This window comes from Amycolatopsis echigonensis (genome assembly GCF_002846615.1).
Classification (GTDB): Bacteria; Actinomycetota; Actinomycetes; order Mycobacteriales; family Pseudonocardiaceae; genus Amycolatopsis; species Amycolatopsis echigonensis.
Genome location: NZ_PJMY01000003.1, coordinates 4705618 through 4729325, shown reverse-complemented (window position 1 = coordinate 4729325; position 23708 = coordinate 4705618). Strand labels below are relative to the sequence as shown.

At 70.8% G+C, this 23708-nt stretch carries 25 protein-coding genes; 20 read left to right on the top strand and 5 right to left on the bottom strand.

All coding sequences use genetic code 11. The features are described from left to right. Window positions 1–29 precede the first annotated feature (29 nt). The 10 genes from ATK30_RS27580 (at window position 30) to ATK30_RS27535 (ending at window position 8362) form a co-directional block, all read left to right on the top strand. A complete protein-coding gene (locus ATK30_RS27580) occupies window positions 30–881 on the top strand; it encodes a DUF4129 domain-containing protein (RefSeq protein ID WP_037359856.1) in 852 nt (283 codons plus the stop codon). Further along, a complete protein-coding gene (locus tag ATK30_RS27575; RefSeq protein ID WP_037359854.1) occupies window positions 878–1312 on the top strand; it encodes a hypothetical protein in 435 nt (144 codons plus the stop codon). Before ATK30_RS27580 ends, ATK30_RS27575 begins: the two co-directional genes overlap by 4 nt. Continuing rightward, complete coding sequence (locus ATK30_RS27570) at window positions 1309–2277, top strand: AAA family ATPase (protein WP_037359852.1); 969 nt, start codon at window positions 1309–1311, stop codon at window positions 2275–2277. The genes ATK30_RS27575 and ATK30_RS27570 overlap by 4 nt, the downstream gene beginning before the upstream one ends. Further along, window positions 2274–3512 (top strand): DUF58 domain-containing protein, encoded by a 1239-nt coding sequence (locus ATK30_RS27565; protein ID WP_051165935.1) that lies wholly within the window; start codon window positions 2274–2276, stop codon window positions 3510–3512. Before ATK30_RS27570 ends, ATK30_RS27565 begins: the two co-directional genes overlap by 4 nt. Continuing rightward, window positions 3509–3979: a hypothetical protein gene (locus tag ATK30_RS27560; protein ID WP_143271430.1), complete on the top strand. Its 471-nt coding sequence runs from the start codon at window positions 3509–3511 to the stop codon at window positions 3977–3979. The genes ATK30_RS27565 and ATK30_RS27560 overlap by 4 nt, the downstream gene beginning before the upstream one ends. Window positions 3980–4010: 31 nt before the next feature. Next, a complete protein-coding gene (gene eno / locus ATK30_RS27555; protein ID WP_200862802.1) occupies window positions 4011–5303 on the top strand; it encodes a phosphopyruvate hydratase in 1293 nt (430 codons plus the stop codon). A 3-nt stretch (window positions 5304–5306) separates the two neighbouring features. Continuing rightward, window positions 5307–5747 (top strand): hypothetical protein, encoded by a 441-nt coding sequence (locus ATK30_RS27550; RefSeq protein ID WP_037359848.1) that lies wholly within the window; start codon window positions 5307–5309, stop codon window positions 5745–5747. After that, window positions 5744–7069 carry a hypothetical protein gene (locus tag ATK30_RS27545; protein ID WP_037359845.1) on the top strand — a complete coding sequence of 442 codons (1326 nt, stop codon included), beginning with the start codon at window positions 5744–5746 and terminating at the stop codon, window positions 7067–7069. Before ATK30_RS27550 ends, ATK30_RS27545 begins: the two co-directional genes overlap by 4 nt. After that, a complete protein-coding gene (locus ATK30_RS27540) occupies window positions 7066–7347 on the top strand; it encodes a hypothetical protein (protein WP_037359843.1) in 282 nt (93 codons plus the stop codon). The genes ATK30_RS27545 and ATK30_RS27540 overlap by 4 nt, the downstream gene beginning before the upstream one ends. A 370-nt stretch (window positions 7348–7717) precedes the next feature. Then, complete coding sequence (locus ATK30_RS27535; protein WP_037359841.1) at window positions 7718–8362, top strand: phosphate signaling complex PhoU family protein; 645 nt, start codon at window positions 7718–7720, stop codon at window positions 8360–8362. Between the two features lie 45 nt (window positions 8363–8407). Here the strand turns inward: ATK30_RS27535 and ATK30_RS27530 are convergent, their stop codons facing one another. The 3 genes from ATK30_RS27530 to ATK30_RS27515 form a co-directional block, all read right to left on the bottom strand. Further along, window positions 8408–9541 carry a site-2 protease family protein gene (locus ATK30_RS27530; protein ID WP_081655054.1) on the bottom strand — a complete coding sequence of 378 codons (1134 nt, stop codon included), beginning with the start codon at window positions 9539–9541 and terminating at the stop codon, window positions 8408–8410. 404 nt (window positions 9542–9945) lie between these two features. After that, complete coding sequence (locus ATK30_RS27520; RefSeq protein ID WP_051165934.1) at window positions 9946–10257, bottom strand: cupredoxin domain-containing protein; 312 nt, start codon at window positions 10255–10257, stop codon at window positions 9946–9948. A 163-nt stretch (window positions 10258–10420) separates the two neighbouring features. Further along, a complete protein-coding gene (locus ATK30_RS27515) occupies window positions 10421–11650 on the bottom strand; it encodes a hypothetical protein (RefSeq protein WP_051165933.1) in 1230 nt (409 codons plus the stop codon). A gap of 316 nt (window positions 11651–11966) precedes the next feature. Here ATK30_RS27515 and ATK30_RS27510 point away from each other — a divergent pair, with 316 nt between their 5' ends. From ATK30_RS27510 to ATK30_RS27495, 4 genes are read left to right on the top strand one after another with little or no spacing between them, the layout of a single operon-like run. Beyond that, window positions 11967–12803, top strand: coding sequence for a transporter substrate-binding domain-containing protein (locus tag ATK30_RS27510; RefSeq protein WP_235079085.1), 837 nt, complete (start codon window positions 11967–11969; stop codon window positions 12801–12803). A 10-nt stretch (window positions 12804–12813) separates the two neighbouring features. Continuing rightward, window positions 12814–13458: an amino acid ABC transporter permease gene (locus ATK30_RS27505; protein WP_037359837.1), complete on the top strand. Its 645-nt coding sequence runs from the start codon at window positions 12814–12816 to the stop codon at window positions 13456–13458. 2 nt (window positions 13459–13460) lie between these two features. Beyond that, complete coding sequence (locus ATK30_RS27500) at window positions 13461–14270, top strand: amino acid ABC transporter ATP-binding protein (protein ID WP_051165932.1); 810 nt, start codon at window positions 13461–13463, stop codon at window positions 14268–14270. Further along, window positions 14267–15445, top strand: a complete 1179-nt coding sequence (locus tag ATK30_RS27495) for an aminotransferase class V-fold PLP-dependent enzyme (RefSeq protein ID WP_101437998.1) — start codon at window positions 14267–14269, stop codon at window positions 15443–15445. The genes ATK30_RS27500 and ATK30_RS27495 overlap by 4 nt, the downstream gene beginning before the upstream one ends. Before the next feature lie 50 nt (window positions 15446–15495). On the opposite strand, the gene ATK30_RS27490 is transcribed toward ATK30_RS27495, so the two are convergent. Next, window positions 15496–16353 (bottom strand): alpha/beta fold hydrolase, encoded by an 858-nt coding sequence (locus ATK30_RS27490; RefSeq protein WP_101437997.1) that lies wholly within the window; start codon window positions 16351–16353, stop codon window positions 15496–15498. A gap of 1049 nt (window positions 16354–17402) precedes the next feature. After that, window positions 17403–17765: an ArsR/SmtB family transcription factor gene (locus ATK30_RS27485; RefSeq protein ID WP_101441101.1), complete on the bottom strand. Its 363-nt coding sequence runs from the start codon at window positions 17763–17765 to the stop codon at window positions 17403–17405. 193 nt (window positions 17766–17958) lie between these two features. On the opposite strand from ATK30_RS27485, the gene ATK30_RS27480 reads away from it, so the two are divergent. The 6 genes from ATK30_RS27480 to nuoK all read left to right on the top strand — a co-directional run bounded on the left by ATK30_RS27480 (window position 17959) and on the right by nuoK (window position 23706). After that, the gene (locus ATK30_RS27480) at window positions 17959–19893 is read left to right on the top strand and encodes a heavy metal translocating P-type ATPase (protein WP_101441100.1); all 1935 of its coding nucleotides are present in this window, start codon (window positions 17959–17961) and stop codon (window positions 19891–19893) included. Between the two features lie 468 nt (window positions 19894–20361). Further along, window positions 20362–20703 (top strand): NADH-quinone oxidoreductase subunit A, encoded by a 342-nt coding sequence (locus tag ATK30_RS27475; RefSeq protein WP_037359835.1) that lies wholly within the window; start codon window positions 20362–20364, stop codon window positions 20701–20703. Then, on the top strand, window positions 20694–21905 hold the full coding sequence (locus ATK30_RS27470; RefSeq protein WP_101437996.1) for a hypothetical protein: 1212 nt from the start codon (window positions 20694–20696) through the stop codon (window positions 21903–21905). The genes ATK30_RS27475 and ATK30_RS27470 overlap by 10 nt, the downstream gene beginning before the upstream one ends. Continuing rightward, the gene (locus ATK30_RS27465; protein ID WP_101437995.1) at window positions 21898–22824 is read left to right on the top strand and encodes a complex I subunit 1 family protein; all 927 of its coding nucleotides are present in this window, start codon (window positions 21898–21900) and stop codon (window positions 22822–22824) included. Before ATK30_RS27470 ends, ATK30_RS27465 begins: the two co-directional genes overlap by 8 nt. 16 nt (window positions 22825–22840) lie before the next feature. Then, complete coding sequence (locus ATK30_RS27460) at window positions 22841–23404, top strand: NADH-quinone oxidoreductase subunit J (protein WP_101437994.1); 564 nt, start codon at window positions 22841–22843, stop codon at window positions 23402–23404. Then, window positions 23401–23706, top strand: coding sequence for an NADH-quinone oxidoreductase subunit NuoK (gene nuoK, locus ATK30_RS27455; protein ID WP_101437993.1), 306 nt, complete (start codon window positions 23401–23403; stop codon window positions 23704–23706). The genes ATK30_RS27460 and nuoK overlap by 4 nt, the downstream gene beginning before the upstream one ends. Window positions 23707–23708: the final 2 nt, after the last annotated feature.

Genomic DNA, 23708 nt, shown 5'->3' with positions numbered 1-23708 from the left:
TGACGAACACGTCAGGGAGAGGTGTGCGAATGCGACACCGGGGTGAAGCCACCGCGCTGATCACCGTCGGCGTCCTGCTGGCGCTCGGCGTGGCCGGAGTGCGTGCCCGCGGAAACGCCCGCTGGTCGTTCGCGGGGCCGTTCGCGCACGTCGGGGGCACGACGCTGGCTGTCCTCACCTCGATCCTCGTCCTCGCCGCGGTTCTTCCGGTGCTCGCGTTCTTCGCGGCGCTGCGCCGTCGCCGGAGGCCTGAGGACGACGACTTCGAGGCCGTCCACGAGCCGCTGGGCACGAAATGGGGCCGGCGGTGGGCAGTGCTGATCACCCTGGCCGTCGTCGCCGCACCGCTCGTGGTCCTGGCTGTCGTGGCGTCGCGAGCCACCCCGCCGACGCAGCCTCCAGTCCGGTTCGTGCCCCCTCCGCCAGCAGCCGCGCCCTCGGTGGCTTCCCCCGGCGGCGGGCCGTCCTGGCTGTTGCCGGTCGTGCTGCTGGCAGCCCTGCTCCTGCTGCTTCTCCGATGGCACCGCCGGGCGCCGCGTCCGATCGAGGCGTCAGGTGGTCTGGCGGAGGCTGCGGCAGCGGGCCGCGGCGAAATCGTCGCGGCGGTCACCGGCGGGCCGCGAGGGGCGATCCTGCGGTCGTTCGCGGCGATGGAGCGCGCACTCGCACAGTCCGCGGCGGCACCCCGGCTCTCCGACACCCCGTCGGCGGTGCTCGCCCGCGCCGCAGACGGCGGACTCGTGCGCGCAGGACCGGCACAGCGGCTGGTCGACGTGTTCGCCGAAGCACGCTTCAGCAGCCACCCGATCACCGGCGCGCACCAGGACACCGCGCGCCAGGCCCTGGACGAACTCCTCCACGACCTCGGCAGGCGACCATGATCACCGTCCTGTTCAGCGTCGCCGCGGCGGTCCTGCTCGCCGTCGGCTATGCGATCGCCTCGGTCGCAGGCCTCTTCGTCACCGCAGTGCTGATCACCGTGCTGGCGATAGTCAACGTCCGGGCAGCTCTGCGCCCCTCGCAGACCGCGGCCGCACCGGCCCGCGAGGCTCGGCGGCCGGACTTCCCCGGCTATGCCAAGCTCGCCGCCGCCGTGGCCTGGTCCGGCACCTCCCGGCACGCCTGGGACTGCGACCTGCGCCCGGTCCTCGTGCGCCTGCTGGGACCGGACCCGGACGGAAGGCGCCTCCTCGGCGAAGACCTCTGGCCGCTGGTCGACCCGAGCCGCGCGCGGTCCGGCGACCGCGACGCCCCAGGACCGTCGCACCAGACCCTCGCCGCGATCCTCGACCGCTTGGAGGCCCTCCGATGACGCTCACCGACGCCGCCATGACCGGAGCCCGCTCGACCGCCGTCCTGGACGAGGTCGAACGCGCCGTCGTCGGCAAACGCGCCGTCCTGGAGCTGATCCTGCTCGGCGCGCTCGCGCGCGGGCACGTGCTCATCGAAGACCTGCCCGGCCTCGGCAAGACACTGATCGCCCGATCGTTCGCGACCGTGCTCGGCCTCGGCTTCGCCCGCATCCAGTTCACCCCGGACCTGTTGCCCTCCGACGTCACCGGCGCCGTCGTCTACGACCAGGCCGACCGGCGGCTGGTGTTCCGGCCCGGGCCGGTGTTCGCCAACCTGCTGCTTGCCGACGAAATCAACCGCACCCCGCCGAAAACCCAGGCCGCGCTGCTGGAAGCGATGGCCGAAGGGCAGGTCACCGTCGACGGGCGCACGCACCCGCTGCCGGACCCGTTCGTCGTGCTCGCCACCGACAACCCGATCGAATACGAGGGCACCTATCCCTTGCCCGAAGCGCAGCTCGACCGGTTCGCCCTGCGCGTCCGCATCGGCTACCTGCCCGCCGAACGCGAACAGGACATGCTCCGCCGCCGCCTCGACCGCGGCTCCGCTCCGGCCGCGCTGCACCAGATCCTGGCTTCCGGCGAGCTGACCGCCCTGCGCGAATCGGTGGAACAGGCCGAGGTCGACCCGGACGTCCTGGCCTACGTCGTGCGGCTCGCGGCGGCGACCCGCGAGCACACCCAGGTGGTGGTCGGCGCCAGCCCCCGGGCCTGCCTGGAGCTTGTGCAGCTGGCCCGCGCGAAGGCGCTGCTGGCCGGCCGGGACTATGTCGTGCCCGAAGACGTCAAGGATCTCGTGCCCGCGTGCTGGGCGCACCGGCTCAGCCTGCGGCCCGAACTGTGGGTCCGTCAGGTGCGCGGCGAAGACGTGCTCGCCCGGATTCTCGACGACGTCCCCGTCCCGCGCGCCGGGCGGCCGACATGAGCGCGTATCCGGTGCACTGGCATCCGACCCCGCTCGCAGTGACACTCGCGACCTGTGCCGGACTCGCGATGCTGACCGGGATGCTGCTCGGCCGGGCGGACCTGATCGGGTTCGCCGCACCTCTGCTGGGCGCTCTCGCCGTCGGCCGCCGACGCCGGACGCCCGCCGAGTCGCTCACCGTCGATACCGCGCTGCCGGAGCCCCGCTGCCTTGAACACGACACAGTTCCGCTGACCGTCGACGTCCACGCACGCGGCGCGGCCGACGAGATCTCCGTGTCGCTGCCCACGCCTCGCATCGCTGCGTCCACTGAGGACGGACGCACGTTCGCGCTGCGACTGCTCCGTTGGGGGCGCTGGTCCGTACAACCGCGAGTGGCCGCCTACGCCCATTCAGGATTGCTCGAAGCCGTGGTGATCGCGGACGCCGGCGAAATACGCGCCTACCCCCGTACCACGACGCTCGACAGCCTGCCGCGCCCCGCTGATCTTCCCGACCGCGCCGGAGTCCACATCGGACGACGCAGGGGCAGCGGCATCGAATTCGCCGCCGTCCGGCCCTACCAGCCGGGAGATCTGCTGCGCCACGTCAACTGGACCGCCACCGCACGGCGAGGACAGCTGTACATCACCGATCGGCTCGCCGAGCAGGCCGCCGAGATCATCGCTGTGATCGACACCTTCTCCGCCGTCCCGCAGTCCGGCGGGTCCACATTGGACCTCGGCGTGCACGGCGCGACCGCCGTCGTGCGGACGGCCCTGCACCGGGGCGACCGGGCCGGCGTCGTCGCGCTCGGCGGGATCCTGCGCTGGATCGGCCCGGATGCCAGCGCGCGGCAGTTCTACCGCGTCGCCGACACTGTGGTCGAGGCCCGTCTCGACGATGCCGTCGTCGAGCCGGACCTCTCCCGGATCCCGCGGCCCGCGCTGCCGCCACGCGCCGCCGTGATCGTGTTCTCGCCGCTGCTCGACCACCGCGCGCTCAACGCCGTGCAGGACCTGCACCGCAGGGGGTGCGCGATCGTCGTGGTCGACACGCTGCGCACCGAACCGCCCATCGGCCGAGACGCCGAGACCGACCGCCTCGCAGTACGGCTGTGGCGCCTCGACCGACGCCGGGTCGAAACCCGCCTGACCGGCCTCGGGATCCCCGTCGTCCAGTGGAACGAGCGCCAGCAGCTCGACGACGTCCTCGGACCGCTCAGCCTTCGCCCGCTGATCGGGAGGACCCGATGAACACACTCGCCCGCGGACCGATTCCTATGCTCGGCACCGGCGTCCCCATGGCCGCCTCCACTCTCCAGGTCTCGCCCGTCGTCGTGGCCAGCGCAGCCGTCACGCTGCTGTTCGTCCTCGTCACCGCCCGCTGGCCGGGCTCATGGGCCGCCCCGCTCGCGGTCGTGACCGCTGCCTTCGCCGTTGCCGTGGGGACGCCGTCGCCGCCCGCAGCCTGCGCAACCGGGTTCCTGGCCCTCACGTTCCTGCTCGCCGGCGAAGCCCGCCGCACCCTCGCAGGCCATGCCGACCTGCCAGGCTGGCTGCGCCACCGCAGCCGCCTGCTGCTCGGCGGGCTCGCCGGCATCGCCGCAGCCCTCGTCGGCGACATGTGGACCACCGGCTCGCCCTGGCTTGCCGCAGCAGGCGTTCTCGCACTCGGCGGGGCGTACCTGCTCGCCGTGCGCCCCCTTGCCCCACCGCAATAAACCACGCGTCCCGACCCTTACGGAGAACGTCATGACCACCATGCAGATCACCGACCTCCGCGCCCGCGAAATCCTGGACTCCCGCGGCCGTCCCACTCTGGCCGTCGCCGTCTCCAGCGGGTCGCGGCACGCCACCGCGACTGTGCCTTCCGGTGCCTCGACCGGCCGGAACGAAGCCTGCGAACGTCGCGACGGCGACCCGGCCCGCTACGGCGGCGCGGGAGTCCTCGGCGCCGTCGAGTCGGTCAACACCGAGGTGCGGCACCTCCTGATCGCCCGCCACTGGACCGGTCTCGCCGAGATCGACCTGGCAATGGTCGAGCTGGACGGCACTGCCGACCGCAGCCGCCTCGGCGCGAACGCGATCGTCGGCGTGTCCATGGCGGTCGCCCGTCTGCTCGCGGACGCCGAGAAGGTTCCGCTGTGGTCCTGGCTGCACGTCCCGGGCGGGCGGCCGCGGCTGCCGGTGCCGCACTTCAACGTCCTCAACGGCGGCGCGCACGCCCGCACCGGCCTCGACTTCCAGGAATTCATGATCGCCCCGCTCGCCGCGGCCAGCCTGCCCGAGGCGATCCGCACCGGCGCGGAGGTCTACGCCGCGCTCCAGGCGCTGCTGACCGAACGCGGATACACCGTCGGTCTCGGCGACGAGGGCGGCTTCGCTCCGGACGTCACCCGGCCCGAAGACGCGCTGCAGCTGCTGCTCCGCGCGATCGAGGACGCCGGCTACCCGGCCGGCCAAGACGGCATCGCCATCGCGCTGGACCCGGCCGCGTCGCAGTTCCGCCAAGCCGACGGCACGTACCTGGTCAACGGCCGCCGGCACAGCTCGTCGGATCTCGTGCAGCGCTACGTCGAAATGGTGCGCGACTTCCCGATCTGGAGCATCGAAGACGGCATGGCCGAGGACGACCTCGCCGGGTGGCGCGAACTCACCGCGGAACTCGGCGACCGCATCCAGCTGGTCGGCGACGACAACTTCGTCACCAACCCGGCCCGCATCGCCCGCGGCGCCGGCCTCGGCGTCGCCAACGCCGCCTTGATCAAGCTCAACCAGGTCGGCACCGTCACCGAAACCCTCGAAGCGATCGAGATCTGCCGCGAACACCGCTACGGCCAGATGATCTCGCACCGATCCGGGGAAACGACCGACGACTTCATCGCCGACCTCGCCGTCGGCACCGGCTGCGGACAGCTCAAGGCCGGTGCCCCGGCCCGCGGCGAACGCGTCGCGAAATACAACCGCCTGCTGGAGATCGCCGCCGACGCGCCCGAACTCCCTTACGGCATCCCGGAAACCGCGTTCACCGTCCGCCTGGGATGAACCGTGCCCGGCTTCCTGCACCGCTTCCGCCGCCCCGCGCTCTCCGCCAGAGAGCAGCTGGCGCGGTTGTCGTCGGTGCTCGACCGCGCCGCGGCAGTAGCACCGGAGACCGAGACCGCCGTACGAGCCTGCGGCGCCGCTGGTGACGTGCCCGGCGCCATCGGCCACGCCGGCAGCGAACTCGTCAGCACCTACCACCGGCTCCGCGAAGAACTGAACAGCATCCCCGTGGACCGCGAACGCGCCCCGCTGGCAGACGAAATCGGCCGGCTGCTGCAGTACCACCAATGGCTCATGCGCACCGCCGTGCAGCTGGCCTTCTCCCTCAACCAAGACCCGCGCCGCGAAGCCATGCGCCGCCGACTCGACGGCGTCGGCCCACCCGCCGCGCGACTGCAGGCTCTCCGCGACCAAGTGGCAGAACGTCTCCGGAGCGAGCCGTGAACACCCCACGAGACGATGATGAACGCCACCGCCTCATTCGCGCCCTGGCCGACGACGGCTGCCTCCTGTGCCGCGACAAAGACGCCGCCGAACACCACTGGCACACCTGGTACGTCATGGAAACCCACCGAGATCCCGGCTACCGCCGCCGGATCGCGGCCGCTGGCGGCTTCTGCGCACGCCACCTGCGTCTGTTGACCACCACCTCCGAAGGCATCCGGGTCCTTCCCTCGCTCCTGGGAGATCTGATCGCCTCCGCTCTCGGCGGCGTGACCGGCTGCCACTGCGATCCCTGCGACAAAATGACCGCCGCCGTCGACCGCCGTCTCGGCGCCCTCGTCCGATGGCTCGACGACCCCGAGGTCATCAACGGAATCCGCCGGCTGTGCACCCACCACCTGCTCGACGTCCTGAACACAGCTCCGTGGCCGTTCGCGACCACACTCGCCGCCATCGCCCGGGACCAGCCATACACGCCTCCCTCCGATCCCGACCTCCTCATCCGGGCTCCGCACCTCACCGCCGCGGCCGAACTCTTCGCCGAGGACGACAAACGACTCACCGAACAGTCCACAACAGACAGAGCAACCCACGCCCTCGACCTTCCCTGCTGCCCCGTATGCCGCGCCCGCAGCCGCGGCGAACTGCGTTACGCCACCTGGCTTCTCGGCCAAGACGTCGCCCGCCTCGACCCCGGCGAGCCCTGGCTTTGCCCGACGCACCTCGCAGACGCCACCCTTCTCGACCACGACAGCGCCTGCACGATCTGGGCGACGATGCACCAGGCCGAACACGCCCGCCTTGCCCAGCTCGCCGACCGCCTCGACGCTTCGCCGCTCCCCGGGTTTTTCGCCCGCCTTCGCGCAGCCTGGCCGCACCTGCTCGAACGTCGCCGGGACAGGGCCGCTGCCGCATTTCGACGTCCGGAACGATTCGTCGCCGAGGCCCTCCGGAACTTCCGTGACAACCAACCCTCGTGTACTGCCTGCGCCGCGGGCGACCTCGCCGAACGTCGCGAACTCGCACTGCTCGACGCGGCCTCCCTGCACCACACCGTCCGCGAACGCTGGACCCGCGGCCACGGACTGTGCCGTGACCATGCCGCACTCGCCGCATCGGACCTCGCCAAAGACGTCCTGCGCAGCCGCCTGACGCTGCTGGGCTGGGAGCTTGAGGAAACCCAGCGCAAACACGCCTGGCACACCCGCCACGAACCAGCGACCCCAGCCGAAACGTCCTGGCCCCGCGCGATCCCCTTCCTCCGCGGCGATGCCTGCCTCGGCCTCGCCCCCGCCGAATTCGACGACCAGGACACGCCATGAGCGCCCCGCACACCCCCGACCCCGGCTACGCCGGCCGGGGTCCGATGTTCTGGCTGCCGCCACACGGCTTCGGCAACGGAATCTCCGCGCAGGCCTGGGCGGAGATCGCCGACCTCACCGCCGAGGAACTCCCCGAAGCACTGCTCGCCCTCACCGAAGCCGACATCGCCGCCTACACCGCGGCCGTCCGCGGTCGCCCCGGCTATTACCGGCTGTGGGTCGACTCGCTGCGCTATCTCCATGCCGAAGACGTCCTCATGGACGTCCTGCGCTCCTGACGCCGAAATCCCGCACGCGGACCAGCAACCCAGCGAGCGAGACCACGATGAACGCGCAGCCTCCGCCGAACTGATCGAACGCCGCCCAGCCGCACCAGGAACTCGGCGGCCGAACATGCCCGCGGAAACGTCACTTCCGCGGAGGGGGCGGATCCTGCCCGCGTTTGGTGCCGCAGTTCTGCCGTGACGTCCAGGCGTACAGCGCGAAAGCGCTACCCGCCCAGCGCCTGCCGTGGCCGGAATGCTCGGCACCGGGCGAAGGGCTGGGCGTGCTCGCCGGGCGGCGATGTCGCCGGACGTGCTCGCCGGATCCGGAAGGGTGCCAGTGTGCGGATGCCGAGGTCCAGGTACAGCGTTAGGCTCGTTGTTCATGCGGGTGACCTTCCACGGCGAGCTGGTCCAGCTGCGCGAGCAGCTGGTCGCGATGTGCGCGATGGCCGCTCAGGCGATGCGGCAGGCGAGCCGGGCGTTGCTGATGGCCGACCTCGACCTGGCCGAGCGGGTGATCGCCGGAGACGCCGCGCTGGATCAGGCTCGCGGCGGCTGCGAGGATCACGCGCAGAGTCTGCTGGCGTTGCAGGCTCCGGTCGCCAGCGACCTGCGAAGCATCCTCGCCGCGGTCTACTCGGCGGAGAAGATCGAGCGCATGGGCGACCTGGCTGCCCACATCGCCGACACCGCACGCTTCAGCCATCCCGACCACGCCGTGCCCGCCGACCTTGAGGACACGTTCGCCCGGCTGGGCGAGATCGCCGCCGGCATGGCCGACCGGCTGGGCGAACTGATCGGCCAGCCGGGCGTCGACGGCTTCGCCGAACTCGACGAGACCGACCACGCTGTCGATGCCCTGCATTCCCGGGTGCTCACCACGATCACCGGCCCCGGCTGGCCGTACGGGGTGCGCACGGCCACCAGCCTGGCACTGCTGGCCCGCTTCCACGAACGCTTCGCCGACCAGGCCGTCTCCGTCGCCAAGCGACTGGACTTCGCCGCCACGGGCGAGTTCCCCGCATAGCCGGCTGACGAGACGCAGACTGCTCAACGAACGACCCGTCCGGCCTCAGGAGCGAGCCGCCCGCGGATCCAGATCACCCTCCGCGAGCAGGCCCTTCGGTACACCGGCCCGATCGACGACCACAAGCTCGGCACCGCTGCGCACGCGTTCGGCGAGTTCCCGTCCGCGGAGACCAGCCGGGACGATCGCGTCCTCTCCGACCGTCCGGGCAACAGCCACGACAGGCACGGCCGGGCGCTGCGCCGGCGGCACCGCAAGCAGCGCCGACCGGCTCACGACTCCCCAGGCCCGGTCCTCGACGTCGAGGACCACCAGCTCCCGCACGCCGTACTGCTCGGCCACCATCAGCGACTCGGCAACGGACAGATGCTCGGCGACCGGAAGGACCGGCCGGCACAGGCTGCCGGCATCCGGCACCGGGAGGACGGCTTCGCTCAGCGCCTCCGACGCGCCTGCCCAGATCATCACCCCGGCGAAGACGAAGACGGCGGCGAACATGATCCCCGTCGAGGCACCGCCCAGGAGCCGCACGAGCGGAACCACGACGATCAGCACCGCGAGCAGACGCCCGAACCAGCCGGCGATCCTCGTCGCGCGCCGGCGGTCTCCGAAGACCCGCCACGCACCGGCTCGCAGGAGGTGCCCGCCGTCCAGCGGCAGCCCCGGCAGCAGGTTGAACAGGGCCAACGCCACGTTGAGAACAGCGAAGACATGGGTGAGCACCTCCGCCAGACCCGTCAGCGGCACCAGATCTTCAGCCAGGGCGGCCAGACCCGCCACCAGAACCGACGCCGCGGGCCCGCCGGCCGCCAGCAGCGCCTCGCCTCCGGGCGTGCGCGGGTCCCGGTCGAATTCGGTCGCACCGCCCAGCAGGTCGATCGTGATTCGCTTCGCCGGCATCCCGAGCGCCCGCCCCGCCGCCACATGGCCGAACTCGTGCACCAGCACGGACAACACCAGCACCGCTGGAAACACCAACGCCACCGCGTACCGCGCGATCCCGAGGCCGGGCGCCCACCTCCCTACCCACGGTGCGAACACGTAGACCATCAACGCGGCCAGCAGCGCCATCCACGGGCTCATCCGGACCGGAACCCGGCCGATCCGGCCGCACCCCCAGTCTCCGCCGCGCCGGCCCCACCGCGAAACGGCGCCTGGACCGCGCTGATGACGTCGCATGGAGTCATATTACTATATAGGTTAGTACTAATTGAGTTCCCGAGCCGGAGAGGAGGCGCGATGCCGCTCTCCTGCCCGATGACCGACGAAGCAGCCGCATATCTCCTGAAGAATCTGAGACCCGCGGAGCACGAGCGATTCCGGCGGCACTTGCGAGTCTGCATCGCGTGCCGCCGCGAGACCGACGAGCTGGGGCCCGTCGTCGACCTCCTCCGGGGCTTGCGCCCGGACCGTCCGGAGCACAGACCGGCGGACTGAAAACACGAACGCGATCTCCTGCTGTGATCGGCTGTCCGGCGCGCGAAGGAGAGCAGCGCTGCCGAAAATCACTGCCGCCTGAACCGTTCGGCCAGCTGGGGATCATTCTCCCACCACAGTCCTGCGGGCAGGCCTGCCCCCGCTGTTCAGTCGCCGCCGCCGCTGGGCTGAGCGGGCGACGTACCGGGTGCGGCGGAGCCCACCTCGATCGTCGTGTCCATGCCGAGTTCCTTGTGGTTGCCGACCGGGCAGGAAAGCTCATAGCGCCCTGGCTGGAGCGTGACGGTGAAGCTCCCCGACTCGCCGCCGCGCAAGGTGCCGGTCTTCTGATCGGCACCGCCGGGTCCGGCGAGTTCCAGCGCGTGGACTGTCGTTCCGCTGTTGCTCGCGACGAAGGTGTAGGTGCCGGGTGCCCACGTTCGCTGCGGCAGCCGGATCGCGAACTCGGTCAGCTCCACCGCGACCCGCGTCCCCGGCGGCGCAGCGCTCGACGACCGAGCCGGCGAAGCTGGGCTGCCGGGCGATCCGGCACCGCTCCCGCCGCATCCGGCCGCGCCGAGCGCCAGGATTCCGCCAGCCGCGGCTGCCCGGAGACCGCCCCGCCGACACGTCGCGCCGCGCCTAGCCATGGCGGCCGCCCGACGCCGGATCGCAGTAGTCGATGTCGTTCGTGGGATGGAACGGCCCCACGAGCAGCGCCCGCTTGAACGGGCCGCCCTCGGCGATCTCCTCCGCCGAAACGTCCAGCGTGAACTGGTCCCCCGGACGCAGCCGGCGGCCGGCGATCACGACCGGGGCGCGCACGAGGTAGATCGCCGACCAGGGGCAGCAGTAGTAGTTGCCGATCGCCGCGCCGCTGGCCGTGGTCCCGGCCGCGATCGCCTCCGCCCGCAGCGCCGCATCGATCTGCGCCTGGATCGTCAGCGTCGCCGCGGGGTCCGGGTCGCAGCGCCACAGGTGATCGATTGCCCGGCGCGCGGCCGGGTCGCGCTTCCAGCTCGCCCGGCTTGCCGGGTCGGTGAGGCACCACGGGTCGAAGCCCGCCTGTCCGGGAACCGGCAAGGCCGGTCCCGACACCATCGCGACCTGGACGTCGGGGCGATCCAGCAGAGCCGGCATCGCGAGCAGCTGCCCGATGAGGTAGTAGCGCTCGATCGCGCACTTGACCGAGTTCTCGACCCGCTGATGAACGGCCGCGTCAGCGTTCGGGGACCACAGCGACTCCGCGTAGGACGCAGTGCCCTCGGCTTCCGCCACCATCCCGTCGACGGTGGCCGCGAGGGCGTTCTTGCCCGCGGGGATTCCGGTGCGGGCGAAGTCGGCCTGCGCTGCCTGAACATGGTCGCGCATCGTCCGCACCGCGGCGAGCATGGCGGCCAGATGCGCACGCGGACACGGTTCGGCCTCGACCCAGGCGGGAAGCGAGGCGGGCAGGCTCACCTCGGCGGCGACGTCGAAACCGGGGTCGCGCGCGGCCCGTCGTGCGCGCGACGACCACTGCTCGACCTCGCCGAGGAACGCGGCCGCCTGCTCCGCCGTCACCGGCGGAAGGTATCCGACGGTCCGGGGAACCGCCGTGTAGTCCGCCTCGACGAACTGGTCGCCGAGGGTCTGCAAGGCGAATGCGTTCCAGGTGCACAGCAGCTGGCTCAGCTCGCCTGGGCGCGCTTGCCACAGCGTGGCCCCGCGGCCGGCAAGGCGGTCCCGGAGTTTCTCCGCCGTCAGCAAGTCCTCGTACGCGCCCGCACCGGCTCGCCGGTACGCCTCCACCGTCTCGGCCGAGACCTCTCCCCGCAGCACAGCCGCGAGCCGGGTCATCAGCGTCGGCCGCACCGCTTGCTGCTCCGGCATGAGCGTCCACCTTCCACTCCGGACAGACCGTCAATCTACTACTTGAGTTAGGAGCGAGGAAGCGCGCGCACGCGTCGTCGCCTTGTTCGCGCAGGCAGCCGGCAGTAGGTTGACGGCCCTCGGCTCGCCCGCCGCGACCTTACGCTCAGGTCGTTACGGTTCGGTTTCCAGTCCGACAGCCGGGTGAACCCCCGTTGACCCATACCCTAGGGGGGCATACAGTCCACTCGTTCGAGTGATGCGCATCACGACCGAAGCGGCTGCCGCGACGGGTGTCCGATGGCCGCCAGATTCCTCTGTCCCCAAGGGAGCCGCCATGCGCAAGGTACGGATGCAGCTGTCGCGAAGGGTCGTCCTGTCCTCGGTTCTGATCGTCTCGGCCGGGACGGTGCTCGGTTGTTCGAGCGCAGCCTCCGGAGACGTGCTGCAGAAGGTGCGCGACAGCGGCACCTTGCGCGTCGCGCTGACACAAGCGAATCCACCGTGGAATTTCGTTGGCCCGTCGGGCACTCCGATCGGCTACGACGTGGATGTCGCCAACGAACTGGCGCGCCGGATGGGCGTCGGGAAGGTCGAATTCGTCCAGGCGAGTTTCCAGACGTTCATCGAAGGCATCAAGGCGGGCCGGTACGACATGGTGATCTCCGGCCAGACCATCACCGCGGCCCGCAAGCAACAGGTCGACTTCTCCCGGCCCTACGAGGTGAACGGAATCTCGGTCTTCGTTCAGGCGTCGAATCCGAAGATCGCCTCGCTGACCGACCTCAAGGGCAAGACGGTCGCGGTGTCGGCAGGCACGACGCAGCAAAGCTTCGCACAGGACAAGATCCCGGACGTGCAGGTGAAAACGTACGAGAACGCGACACTCGGCCTGACCGATCTTTCCCGCGGGAACGCCGACGCGATGCTGGTTTCACGCTTCCAGGGCAGTTACCTGGCCAGCAAGAACGGCCTCGCCGTGAAGCCGGTGGGACCGCTGCTGGAGAGCGAGGTCAACGGCATGTCCTTCCGCAAGGATTCGCCCGCGCTCAAACAGGAAGCCGACAAGGCGATCGCCGCGATGATCGCCGACGGCACCCTGACCCGCATCTCGAAGCAGTGGCTCGGCGGCCTGGACATGGCGGCCGAACTCAAGACCGCGCCGGCGAACTAGGGAGGACGTCATGGACCTGCTCGCCAACGCGTTTCCCATGCTGGCCAAAGGACTCGGCGTCACCGTGCTGCTCGGCGTGGTGTCGTTCGCCCTCGGCTCGGCGCTCGGTGCGCTGATCGCACTGGCGCGGATCTCGTCGATCCGGGTGCTGCGGGCCGTCGCGATCGGCTACGTCTCGGTGTTCCGCGGCACCCCGCTGCTGATCCAGATCATGGTGCTCTACTTCGGACTGCCGCAGCTGGGCGTCCAGCTGGAGCCGATCCCGTCAGCGATCCTGGCTCTGACGCTGTTCTCCGCCGCCTACCTCAGCGAGAACTTCCGCGGCGGAATCCTCGGTGTCGACAAAGGACAGTGGGAAGCCGCCTCCTCGATCGGCATGCCGTACTGGCGCACTTTCCGCAGGATCGTGTTCCCGCAGGCGATCCGGATCGCGACGCCGGCGGTCGGCAGCCGCTTCATCGCACTCATGAAGGACACCTCGCTGGCGTCGGTGGTGACCGTGGTCGAGCTGACCCGGGTCGCGGAAAGCGTGGGAAACGCCAGTTTCCGTTACATGGAGGCATTCCTGCTCGCCGGGCTGATGTACTGGCTGATCAACACGTTGCTGTCGCTCGGGCAGAGCGTGCTCGAAAAGCGGATGGGAAGGGCGTACTGAAGATGACCCAGCCGATGATCGAACTTCGCGGCATCCACAAGCGCTTCGCCGACCTCGAGGTGCTCCGCGGCGTGGACCTGACCGTCCGGGCCGGCGAGGTCGTGGTCCTCATGGGACCGTCCGGATCGGGCAAGACGACCCTGGTGCGGTGCATGAACCTGTTGGAGGAGCCCGATTCCGGGCATCTGCGCGTCTGCGACTGCGCTTTCGACTGCGGTTCGCCGCGCGACCGCGCCGGACGGCGGCTGGCGCGGCAAGCCCGCCGGCGAACCGGCATGGTCTTCCAGCAGTTCAACCTGTTCCCGCACATGACCGCCCTGGGCAACGTCATCGAGGGGCCGCGCCAGGTCCGTCAGCTGCCGATGTCCGAGGCGATCGCCCTCGGCGAGCGGCTGCTGGACAGGGTCGGGCTGTCCGGAAAACGCGACGAATACCCATCCCGCCTCTCGGGCGGTCAGAAGCAGCGAGTCGCCATCGCCCGGGCGCTGGCGATGGAACCGCGGGCAGTGCTCTTCGACGAACCCACCTCGGCACTGGACCCCGAACTGCACGCCGAGGTGCTGGAAGTCATCAGGGAGCTGGCCGGAGAAGGCATGACCATGGTGATCGTCACGCACGAGACCCACTTCGCCCGCGAAATCGCCGACCGCATCGTGTTCATGGACGGCGGCGTCATCGTCGAAGAAGCGGCGCCGGAAGCCTTCTTCACCCGGCCGACCCAGGAACGGGCACGCTCGTTCCTGCGACTGGTGGATCACACGGGCGCGACGGCAGCCGCGCCCCTCCCCCGACGCGGCGAGGAGGCGGTATGACCCCGTTCGACGTCGACACCGCACGCAAGGAAACGCCCGGCTGCGAGACGGTCGTGCACTTCAACAACGCCGGAGCCGCCTTGATGCCGCGTCCGGTGCTGGACAGCGTCATCGGGCATCTCAATCTCGAAGCGAGCATCGGCGGATACGAGGCCGCTGCCGCCGCGAACGACGCCCTGGAAGGCGTCTACCCGTCGGCGGCGCGCCTGCTCGGCTGCGCACCGGACGAGATCGCGTTCCTCGACAGCGCCACCCGGGCCTGGGACTTGGCGTTCTTCGCGATTCCGTTCCGGCCCGGCGACCGCGTCCTCACCAGCGAAGCCGAGTACGCGAGCAACTTCATCGCCTACCTGCAGGCCGCCGAGCGCCACGGCATCGAGGTGGCGGTAGTGCCCAACGACGAATCCGGCCAGATTTCGGTGCCGCGGCTGCGCGAGATGCTCGACGACCGGGTCCGGCTGGTCTCGCTGACCCACGTGCCCACCAACGGCGGCCTGGTCAACCCGGCGGCGGAAGTCGGCCGCGCGGCCCGCGAGGCCGGCGTGCTGTTCCTGCTCGACGCCTGCCAGTCGGCCGGCCAGATCCCGCTCGACGTCGACGCGATCGGCTGCGACCTGCTGTCGCTGACCGGGCGCAAGTACCTGCGCGGGCCGCGCGGGACCGGGATCCTCTACGTCCGCCGCGAACGGCTGGCCGAGCTGACACCGCCCATGCTGGACCTGCACGCCGCCAAGTGGGTAGCGCGCGACCGCTACGAGATGCGCGAGGACGCACGCCGGTTCGAATCCTGGGAATTCAACGTCGCGGCGAAAATCGGCTTCGGCGCTGCGGTCGACTACGCGCTCGGCTGGGATCTCGACGCCATCTGGGAGCGCGTCAGCCGGCTTGCCGCCGACCTTCGCCCCCGACTGGACGAACTGCCGGGTGTCCGCGTGCGCGACGTCGGCGCCGAGCAGTGCGGAATCGTCTCCTTCACCGTCGACGCCATGACCGGCGACGCGGTGAAAACGGCGCTGGCACAACACTCGATCAACGTGAGCGTGTCCCGCGCACCGTCGACTCGCTGGGACATGGAGCATCGCGGCCTGGCCGAGGTCGTGCGCGCCTCGCTGCACTACTACAACACCGTCGAGGAGATCGACGCCTTCTGCCGCGTGCTCCACGCTGCCGGATGAACTCGGCCGGCCTCGCGGAGTCGCTCCGATGCGGCGGAAGCGCCTCCACCTCACCGAATCCGCTGCGGGAGCAGGCTCGCCAGGGCTTCCTCCTGGCGGCCGAACATCGCGAGGTGCCCTTCGCCGCGGCAGCGGTGCAGCGCCGCGCCAGGGATCCGAGCCGCGAGATGTTCGGCGTGGTGGAACGGGACCAGCGAATCGCGGTCGCCGTGCCACAACGACACCGGGACGGCGATCGCGGCCAGGTCGAATCCCCACGGCCGCACGAATGCCAGGTCGTCCGCAATCACTCCGGCCCAGCCCTGCCGGGCAGCCTCGGCCAAGCCCGGTGCCAGGGCTTCGCCGAGCCCGTCGATCCCGCCGAATGCCCGCACCTCGTCCGCCGGCAAGTCCGCCGCAAGGCTCCCGCCGGAGAGAAGGCTCTCCAATCGCTCCGGTTCCTGTGCCGCGCACGAGAATTCGCGCGCGTTCGGCGCGTGCATCCCCTCGAACGCGCCCGGCCGGTCGAGCGGTCCGATCCCGCACGTGAGCGCCACCGCAGTCACTCGGTCCGGACAGGACCATGCCGTCGCGAGCGCGAAGGGTGCACCGCCGGACATCCCGGTCACGGCGAACGCGTCTACGCCGAGAGCATCGGCCAGCCGCGCGGCATCGCACGCGACGTCGAGCAGCGTCCGGCCCGGGCGCGGGTCGGAGCGGCCATAGCCAGGCCGGTCGAAGGTGATCAGCCGGACGCCGAGTCCGGCAGTCGCCTCTTCGCCGGGAAACTGTTCCCGCCTCGACCCGGGCGTGCCGTGGAACCGGAACACCGGGAATCCGTCGCGGTTGCCCCGCTCCTCGAACGCGAGCCGCCTGCCGTCTTCCAGCTCCACGGTTCGCGCCGGGAAGCTGTCTTGCGTCGGTGCCATGGCGCAACCGTACGAACGAGCACGCTCGCTCGCCTCCACCCCAAGGTTGATCCCGGGTCGACAGCCCGGCAGGCTCGCCGGTCGAGATCGATGCCTTCTGCCGCGCTCCGCATTGCCGGATGATCTCGGCCGAAAGCACGCCTGAGGATCAGGTGCGGCCCATCGCCGACCCCGCCGGACGGGGCAAAACTCTTCCGCGGCAACGTACCCGCTGACCGACCGCACTCTTCGGCAGCTCGGGCGAGCGACCGAACATCGCGATGTGCCTTTCGCCTCGGCTCGCGGCGACGCAAGCGCCGCAGCAGGTTGCCGATGTACGAACTTGCCCGAGGCGGGATCCGGTCCTTTCGATCTTCCTGAGATGTGGACGGCAGTGCGGCGGGGCCAAGGCGCCGCAGCAGCCGTTTCGAGGGTCGCCTGTGCGAGCGCGGCGGTGACCCGGCGCGAGGCGGGTGCGGCGTCATGCTCAGCGGCCTCGTTGCCGACCTCGCCGGTCTCCCGGCAGGCCGGCACGCAATGCCAGGGACTTAACCTTCGTGGCCTCGGCCCGCTGACCGTCCATAAAGGACGTCGGGATCGCCGAAATGCTCTATCGATGCCCGCATGACTGTTTTCGCAGGTCCGCGAGGGGAACCCTGAGGGACTCAGAGTCAATGCCAGGAACTTAAGCCGCGTCGACACGGCCTGCTGACCGTCCACAAGAGAAGCCGACGCCGCCGGAATGACCGATTGATGCCCTTCTGACCGTTCCCGCCGCGCACCCAATGCCACATTGGGTGCGTCGCATGCACCCAATGCCACATTGGGGCGCTGGCCCTCCCTCTGCCGAGCCACCGAGTCCAGCCAGCTCTGCGACCTAGGACAGACACGCCTCAACCGCACCCACAGCTTCACCTCAAGTTCCTGGCATGGGGAATCAGAGTCCCTCCCCGCGCGGCCGGCCGGAACCGATCGGCGGGGGCACAGCGGCTCCGCCCCGGCGGACCGGCGTCGAGTTCCGGCAGGGCGCTTCCGCGGACTCGGTGCACCACCCCGGGTTCCGAGGACGGTCAGCCCGCGGTGCGGGGAGCGTCGCTCAACCCGAGACGCAAGTGCTCGCTGTGGTAGACGGCTTCGTCCAGCAGCTGGGCGACGTGGTTGTCGTAGAGGCTGTAGACAATGCTGCGGCCGGTCCGGGTGCCGGTGACCAGGCCGAGATTGCGCAGCAGCCGCAACTGATGCGACACCGCGGACTGTTCCATGCCGATCGCCTCCGCGAGCGCGGTGACCGGCCGGGGTTCGTGCCGCAGTTCGGTCAGGATCAGCAACCGGCTCGGGGTGGCCAGCGCCTGCAGGGTGGTGGCGACGTGCGCGGCCGACTCGGCGTCGAGCCGCGCTGCCGGGCGGTCGCGCCCCTGCACCCCGTGTCCCATGCGGTGCAGCATAACTCACCCCATAACGCATGAAGACATCTTCATGTGTTCTGTTATCGTGATCCGGTCAGCCCGCTCGTCTTGGAGGTTCCTCGTGGTCTCGTCGCCCACCGTCGCAGCCGGCGCTTCAGCTGTCGCGGCGTCTGCCGAGGCTGTCCCCGCACGGCGGACCCGGCTGTTCGCGCTGGCGGAGATGCGCTGGGCCGCGGCCGCGCTGGCGCTGTTCCTGGCCGGGCTGGCCGTGCAGCTGGCCGGCGGTCCGGCGTGGGCGTGGTGGGCGCTGTACCTGGCCTGCTACATCACCGGCGGATGGGAACCCGGATGGGCCGGGCTGCAGGCGCTGCGCGAGAAGACCCTGGACGTCGACCTGCTGATGGTCGCCGCCGCGATCGGGGCCGCGGCGATCGGGCAGGTGATGGACGGCGGCCTGCTGATCGTCATCTTCGCCACCTCCGGCGCGCTGGAGGCACTGGCCACCGCCCGCACCGAGGACGCGGTCCGCGGCCTGCTCGACCTCGCGCCCGAAACCGCGACCCGCCTCGGCCCCGACGGCGCCGAGCACACGGTGCGGGCGGCCGATCTGGAGGTCGGCGACGTCGTGCTGGTGCGGCCCGGCGAGCGCATCGCCGCCGACGGCGCGGTCGTGGGCGGGGCCAGCGAAGTCGACCAGGCGACCATCACCGGCGAACCGCTGCCGGTGGACAAGACGACCGGCGACGAGGTGTTCGCCGGCACCCTCAACGGCACCGGGTCGCTGCGGGTGCGCGTGGACCGCCGCGCCGAAGACTCCGTCGTCGCCCGCATCGCTTCCCTGGTCGAGCAGGCCAGCCGGACCAAGGCGAAAACCCAGCTGTTCATCGAAAAAGTCGAGCAGCGCTACTCGCTCGGCATGGTCGCCGCGACCATCGCCCTGTTCGTGCTCCCGCTGCTGTGGGGCGACCCGCTGCAGGACTCGCTGTTGCGCGCGATGACGTTCATGATCGTCGCCTCGCCCTGCGCGGTGGTCCTCGCGACGATGCCGCCGCTGCTGGCCGCGATCGCCAACGCCGGGCGCCACGGCGTGCTCGCCAAGTCCGCCGTCGTGATGGAGCAGCTCGGCGCGACCACCCGCGTCGCCTTCGACAAGACCGGCACTCTCACCCGCGGCGTCCCGGAGCTGGCCGAGATCCGCGTCCTGCCCGGTACGCGCTTCACCGAAGACGACGTCCTGCGGCTGGCCGCAGCGGCCGAGCACCCCAGCGAGCACCCGCTCGCCGCCGCTGTCGTGCGGGCAGCCCGAGCCCGCGGCCTCGAACTGCCCGCCGTCGACGAATTCAGCGCCCAGCCCGGGCGCGGCGTCTCCGCGCGGGTAGAGGACCGGTTCATCCAAGTCGGCTCGCCTGGCGCCCTCCTGCCGGAGGGAGACGGCACGGCCGGCCTCGCCACCGCCGCCTCCGCGGTCGACGCCCTGCAGCAGCGCGGCAGCACCGCCGTGGTCGTGCGGTGCGAGCACCAGCCGATCGCGGTACTGGCGATCACCGACCAGCTGCGCCCCGAAGCCGCCGGCACCGTCGCGGCAGTCACCCGGCTCACCGGCGCCGCCCCGGTCCTGTTGACCGGAGACAACCATGCCACAGCCCGGAAACTGGCCGGCCAGGTCGGGATCGCCGACGTGCGCGCCGGGCTGCTGCCCGACGACAAGGTCATCGCCGTGCGCGAACTGGCAGCCGACGGCCAGCGCGTCACCGTGATCGGCGACGGCATCAACGACGCCCCCGCGCTCGCCGCCGCCCACACCGGAATCGCGATGGGCGGAGCGGGATCCGACCTGACCCTGCAGACCGCCGACGCCGTGATCATCCGCGACGACCTCGCCACGGTCCCCGCCGTCATCGCGCTGTCGCGCCGAGCCCGCCGCGTCGTCACCGCCAACCTCGTCATCGCCGCGACCTTCATCACCGCCCTGGTCCTCTGGGACCTGATCGGCACCCTCCCGCTCCCGCTCGGCGTCGCCGGACACGAAGGCTCCACGGTCATCGTCGGCCTCAACGGCCTCCGCCTCCTGCGCGCGGCGGCCTGGCGCCGCGCCGTCCGCGAGTCCGCACCGGCCGCCGGCGGAGATCGGGAAGCCGCGACGTCCGGAACCTGACGCTGCCGATCGTCGCGACTTTCTTGCCAGCAGCGGATTTCGGCCGCCGCGGTGTGTTCTCCCGGAGATGGCCGGGGCACCAGCCGTCCGGGCCCGCCGCGCGAGGTCGACGAATCGCCACAGTTCCAGGCCAACGACATCCCGCCGGCCGCAGCGTCCGAAGAGGACAGTCGAGCGGCCCCACCTGCTCGTCTGTCCGAGCCACCCCGCCAGATCACGCGCCCCGGAACCGGAACACAGGAAACCTGCCGAGGTCGCCCGCTCACCGGCCGCCTGGCGTTTCCATGCCACGGCCCACCCGTACGAAACACCGCTCCAACCCGCCCTCTGCACCGAAGCCGATCCCAGATCGACAGCCCGCGAGCGCCCCTATAGCATTACCCCGTACCCGTATAGGAGCGTCGAACTGCCGGTCCCGGTCCGGCCCTCTAAGCTCCGTAGTAGACCGATGCAGACCGAGGAGGCGGAGTGCTGGGTGCGCTCGCGGCCCTTGCCGCGGTTGTCCTGCTGGCCGCCGGCGGCTACGCCTTCGCGCGGCTGGTCCGGCTCGCGCCGACCGCACGGGACGTCCTGCCGTTCCTCTCCGGCGGTTCCCCGGCCGAGCACGCGGTGTCCCGTTTCCACGTCCGCTGGTACCCGATCACCATGGTGTTCCTCGCCTTCGACATGGAGATGGTCTTCATGTACCCGTGGACGCTGGTCGTCAAGGAAGTCGGGACCACGGCGGTCGTGGAGATGTTCGCGTTCCTCGCCGTGCTCTTCGCCGGAGTCTGGTACGCGCGGCGGGAAGGCGTGTTCCGATGGACCTGACCGCCTGGCTGCTCCAACGGATTTCGGTGCGGCCGCTGCTCGTCAGCACGGTCGGGGGAACTGCCGCCCGGCTCGCCGCGGAACAGCGGGTCCGCCGGCGCGGCTGGCGTCCCGCGCTGAACCCGGCCGAAGCGAACCTGCTGATCGTCGCCGGACCGCAGGATCCGGCGATGGAGCCGTTCCTCGAAGCCGTGTGGCGCGTCGTCCCGGAACCCCGGTCCCGAGCCGACATCGCCGATCCCGCCGAGGCGGACGCCAAGCTGACCGAGGCGGAACAGCAGCTCCGCTCCGGGGTGCTGCCGCCGGATGCCGACCTGGACCGCCACGAAGCAGCCCGCAGTCAGCATCCTCCGGCCGACAACCACGGAATGCACGGCCACGAGATGCACCACGGCGGCGACGCTGAGCCCGGCATGGGGCACGGCGGGCACGACATGAGCAAGCACGGCCACCAAGCCCACGACTCGGACGATGGCGGGCACCAAGGCCACGACATGGGCCACAGCGAGCACCAGTCCCACGACATGGGGCACAGCGGGCACCACGGACACGACATGGGCGGGATGTCCATGCCCGGCGGCATCCCGATGGCGGACCGCGCCGACGACCGCGACGGCCTGAAACTCGACCGGCTCACCGTGCCGCTCGGCCCGGTGCTGCCCGCGTGGCCGGCCGGGCTGCTGGTGCGGACAACGCTGCAAGGCGACGTGATCCAAGAGGCCGAAGTCGAAGCGGTGCGCGGCCACCCGCACGGCATGGAGCCGTTCTGGGACACGCTCCCGCTCGAAAGCACCCGGATCGCCGCGCGACGGCTCGACAGCTGCGCGCGGCTGCTGTCCGTCGCGGGCTGGGAGGACGCCGCCGTCGCCGCCTGCCGGTTGCGCGACGATCTGCTCGCCGGACGCGACGTCGGCGGCCAGCTGGCCCGGTGGGCCCGCCGCGTCCGGCGGTCGAGGACGCTGCGCTGGTCGTTGTCCGGGCTGGGGCGGCTCGACCGCGGAGCGCTGGCCGGCGACACCGCCGATCGCCTGTACCGCTGGCTCGACGAGGCGACCGGCACCGCACCGGCCACCGTCGAGGACCCGGACGAAATTCTCGCTCTGCTGCCCGATCTGCTCGCCGGTGCCGAACTCGCGGCGGCGCGGTTGATCGTCGCCGGGCTCGATCCCGATCTCGAGCGGACGCGGGTGACCCATGCGTGACGAACTGCCCTGGTGGGCAGGATTGCTCCTGCCGCTCGTGCTGGCGGCCCTCGCCGCGGCGACCGCGTCGACGGACGCCGTGCTCACCGCCCGGACCGCGGGAGCACCGGCACGACAGGCGCTGACCCTCCCGCTGCGCGACCTCGCCGGATTCCTGGTGCAGCAGCGGCGGCGCACACTGGCCGCAGATGTCCTCTTAGGACAGAGCGGAGCGGTCGCGCTCCTGGCCGCCGCCGTGCTCGCGTCGCTGGTCACCCCATTCGGCCAGCGGCCGGTCGCGGACTTCTCGATCGGCATCGTCTGGTTCAACGCCATGGAGGTGGTGGCCTGGGCGGCCGTCTGGCTGGTCGGCTGGGGCGCCAACTCGGCGTACGGCCTGGTCGGGAGCTACCGGTTCATCGCGCAGGGGCTGGCCTACGAGCTGCCGCACATGTTCGCGTTGATCACCGCGGCGCTGGGCGCGGGTTCGCTGCGGGTGCCGGATGTGGTGGCCGCGCAGAGTTCACTGTGGTTCGCGGTGTGGATGCCCGCCGCATTCGCCGGGTACCTGCTGTCGGTTCCGGCGATGGCGTTCTGGGGCCCGTTCGATCACCCGGTCGGCTCCGACGCGTCCGGCGGAGCGGCGGCCGAACTGTCCGGAGTGGACCGTCTGGTGTTCCTCGGCGGACGCTGGCTGCTGCTGGTGTCCGGGGCGGCGTTCGCGGTGCCGCTGTTCCTCGGCGGCGGCGCCGGGCCGCTGCTGCCGCCGTGGTTGTGGTCGGTGGTCAAGACCCTCGCGGTGCTGGCCGTGCTGGTGTGGCTGAAACGCCGGCTGCCGACCGTGCGGATGGAGCGCTACCAGGAGATCGCCTGGGTCGTGCTGATCCCGGTGACGCTGGTGCAGGCGCTGGTCGTCGCTGTCGTTGTGCTCGTTCGCTGAGGAAGGGAGCAGTCGCATGTGGACACAAGTCGCGTTCTGGGCCTGCGCCGTCGCGGCGGTCGCGACGGGAGTCGCGGTGTTCCGGGTCGACTCGATGGCGCGGGCGACCTTCGCTCTGCTGGCGTCGTTCGTCTTCGCGGCGGGCACGCTCCTGCTGCTGAACCTGGCCTACCTCGGGATCCTGGTCGTGCTGATGATGATCATGGAGATGGTCGTGATGGTCGTCTTCATGATCATGTACATGATGAACCCGGCCGGGTTGATGCCGATGACGATGGTGCACAACCAGAAGGGCTCGCTCGCGATCTCCGGCGCGGTGTTCGCCGCGCTGGCCGCCGGGATTTTCCTGGTTCCGTGGCCGGCATCCGCCCGGCCGCGCCCGGCCGACCCGACACGGGCGCTGGGCGAGGCGCTGATGGGGTCGAAGATGCTCGTCATGATGGTGCTCGGGCTGTGCCTGTTCGCCACGATGGTCGCCACCGTCGTCCTGGCGACCCACCGCGGCCGGTACGACCGCTACGGCGACCGTCTGGACGCGAAACGTCCGGACGATCCGGTGCGGGGAGGGCTGAACCGGTGACCCTGCAGGCTTTTCTCTTGCTGGCCGCGGCGTTGTTCAGCGTCGGCCTGTACGGCGCGTTGTCGCAGCAGTCCATCGTGATGATCATGATGGGCCTGGAGCTGATGGCGAACGCGGTGATCGTCGCCGGAGCCGCCTTCTGGTACTTCGTCTCCCCCGATCGGCCCGACGGCCAGGTCGTCGTGCTCGTCGCGGTGACGCTGATGGCGGTGGACATGGCGGTCGGCTTCGCCGTCGTCACGGCGATCTTCCGGCGTCGTGACGTCGACCTGACCGACTCCGCCGCCGACCTCAAGGGCTGATC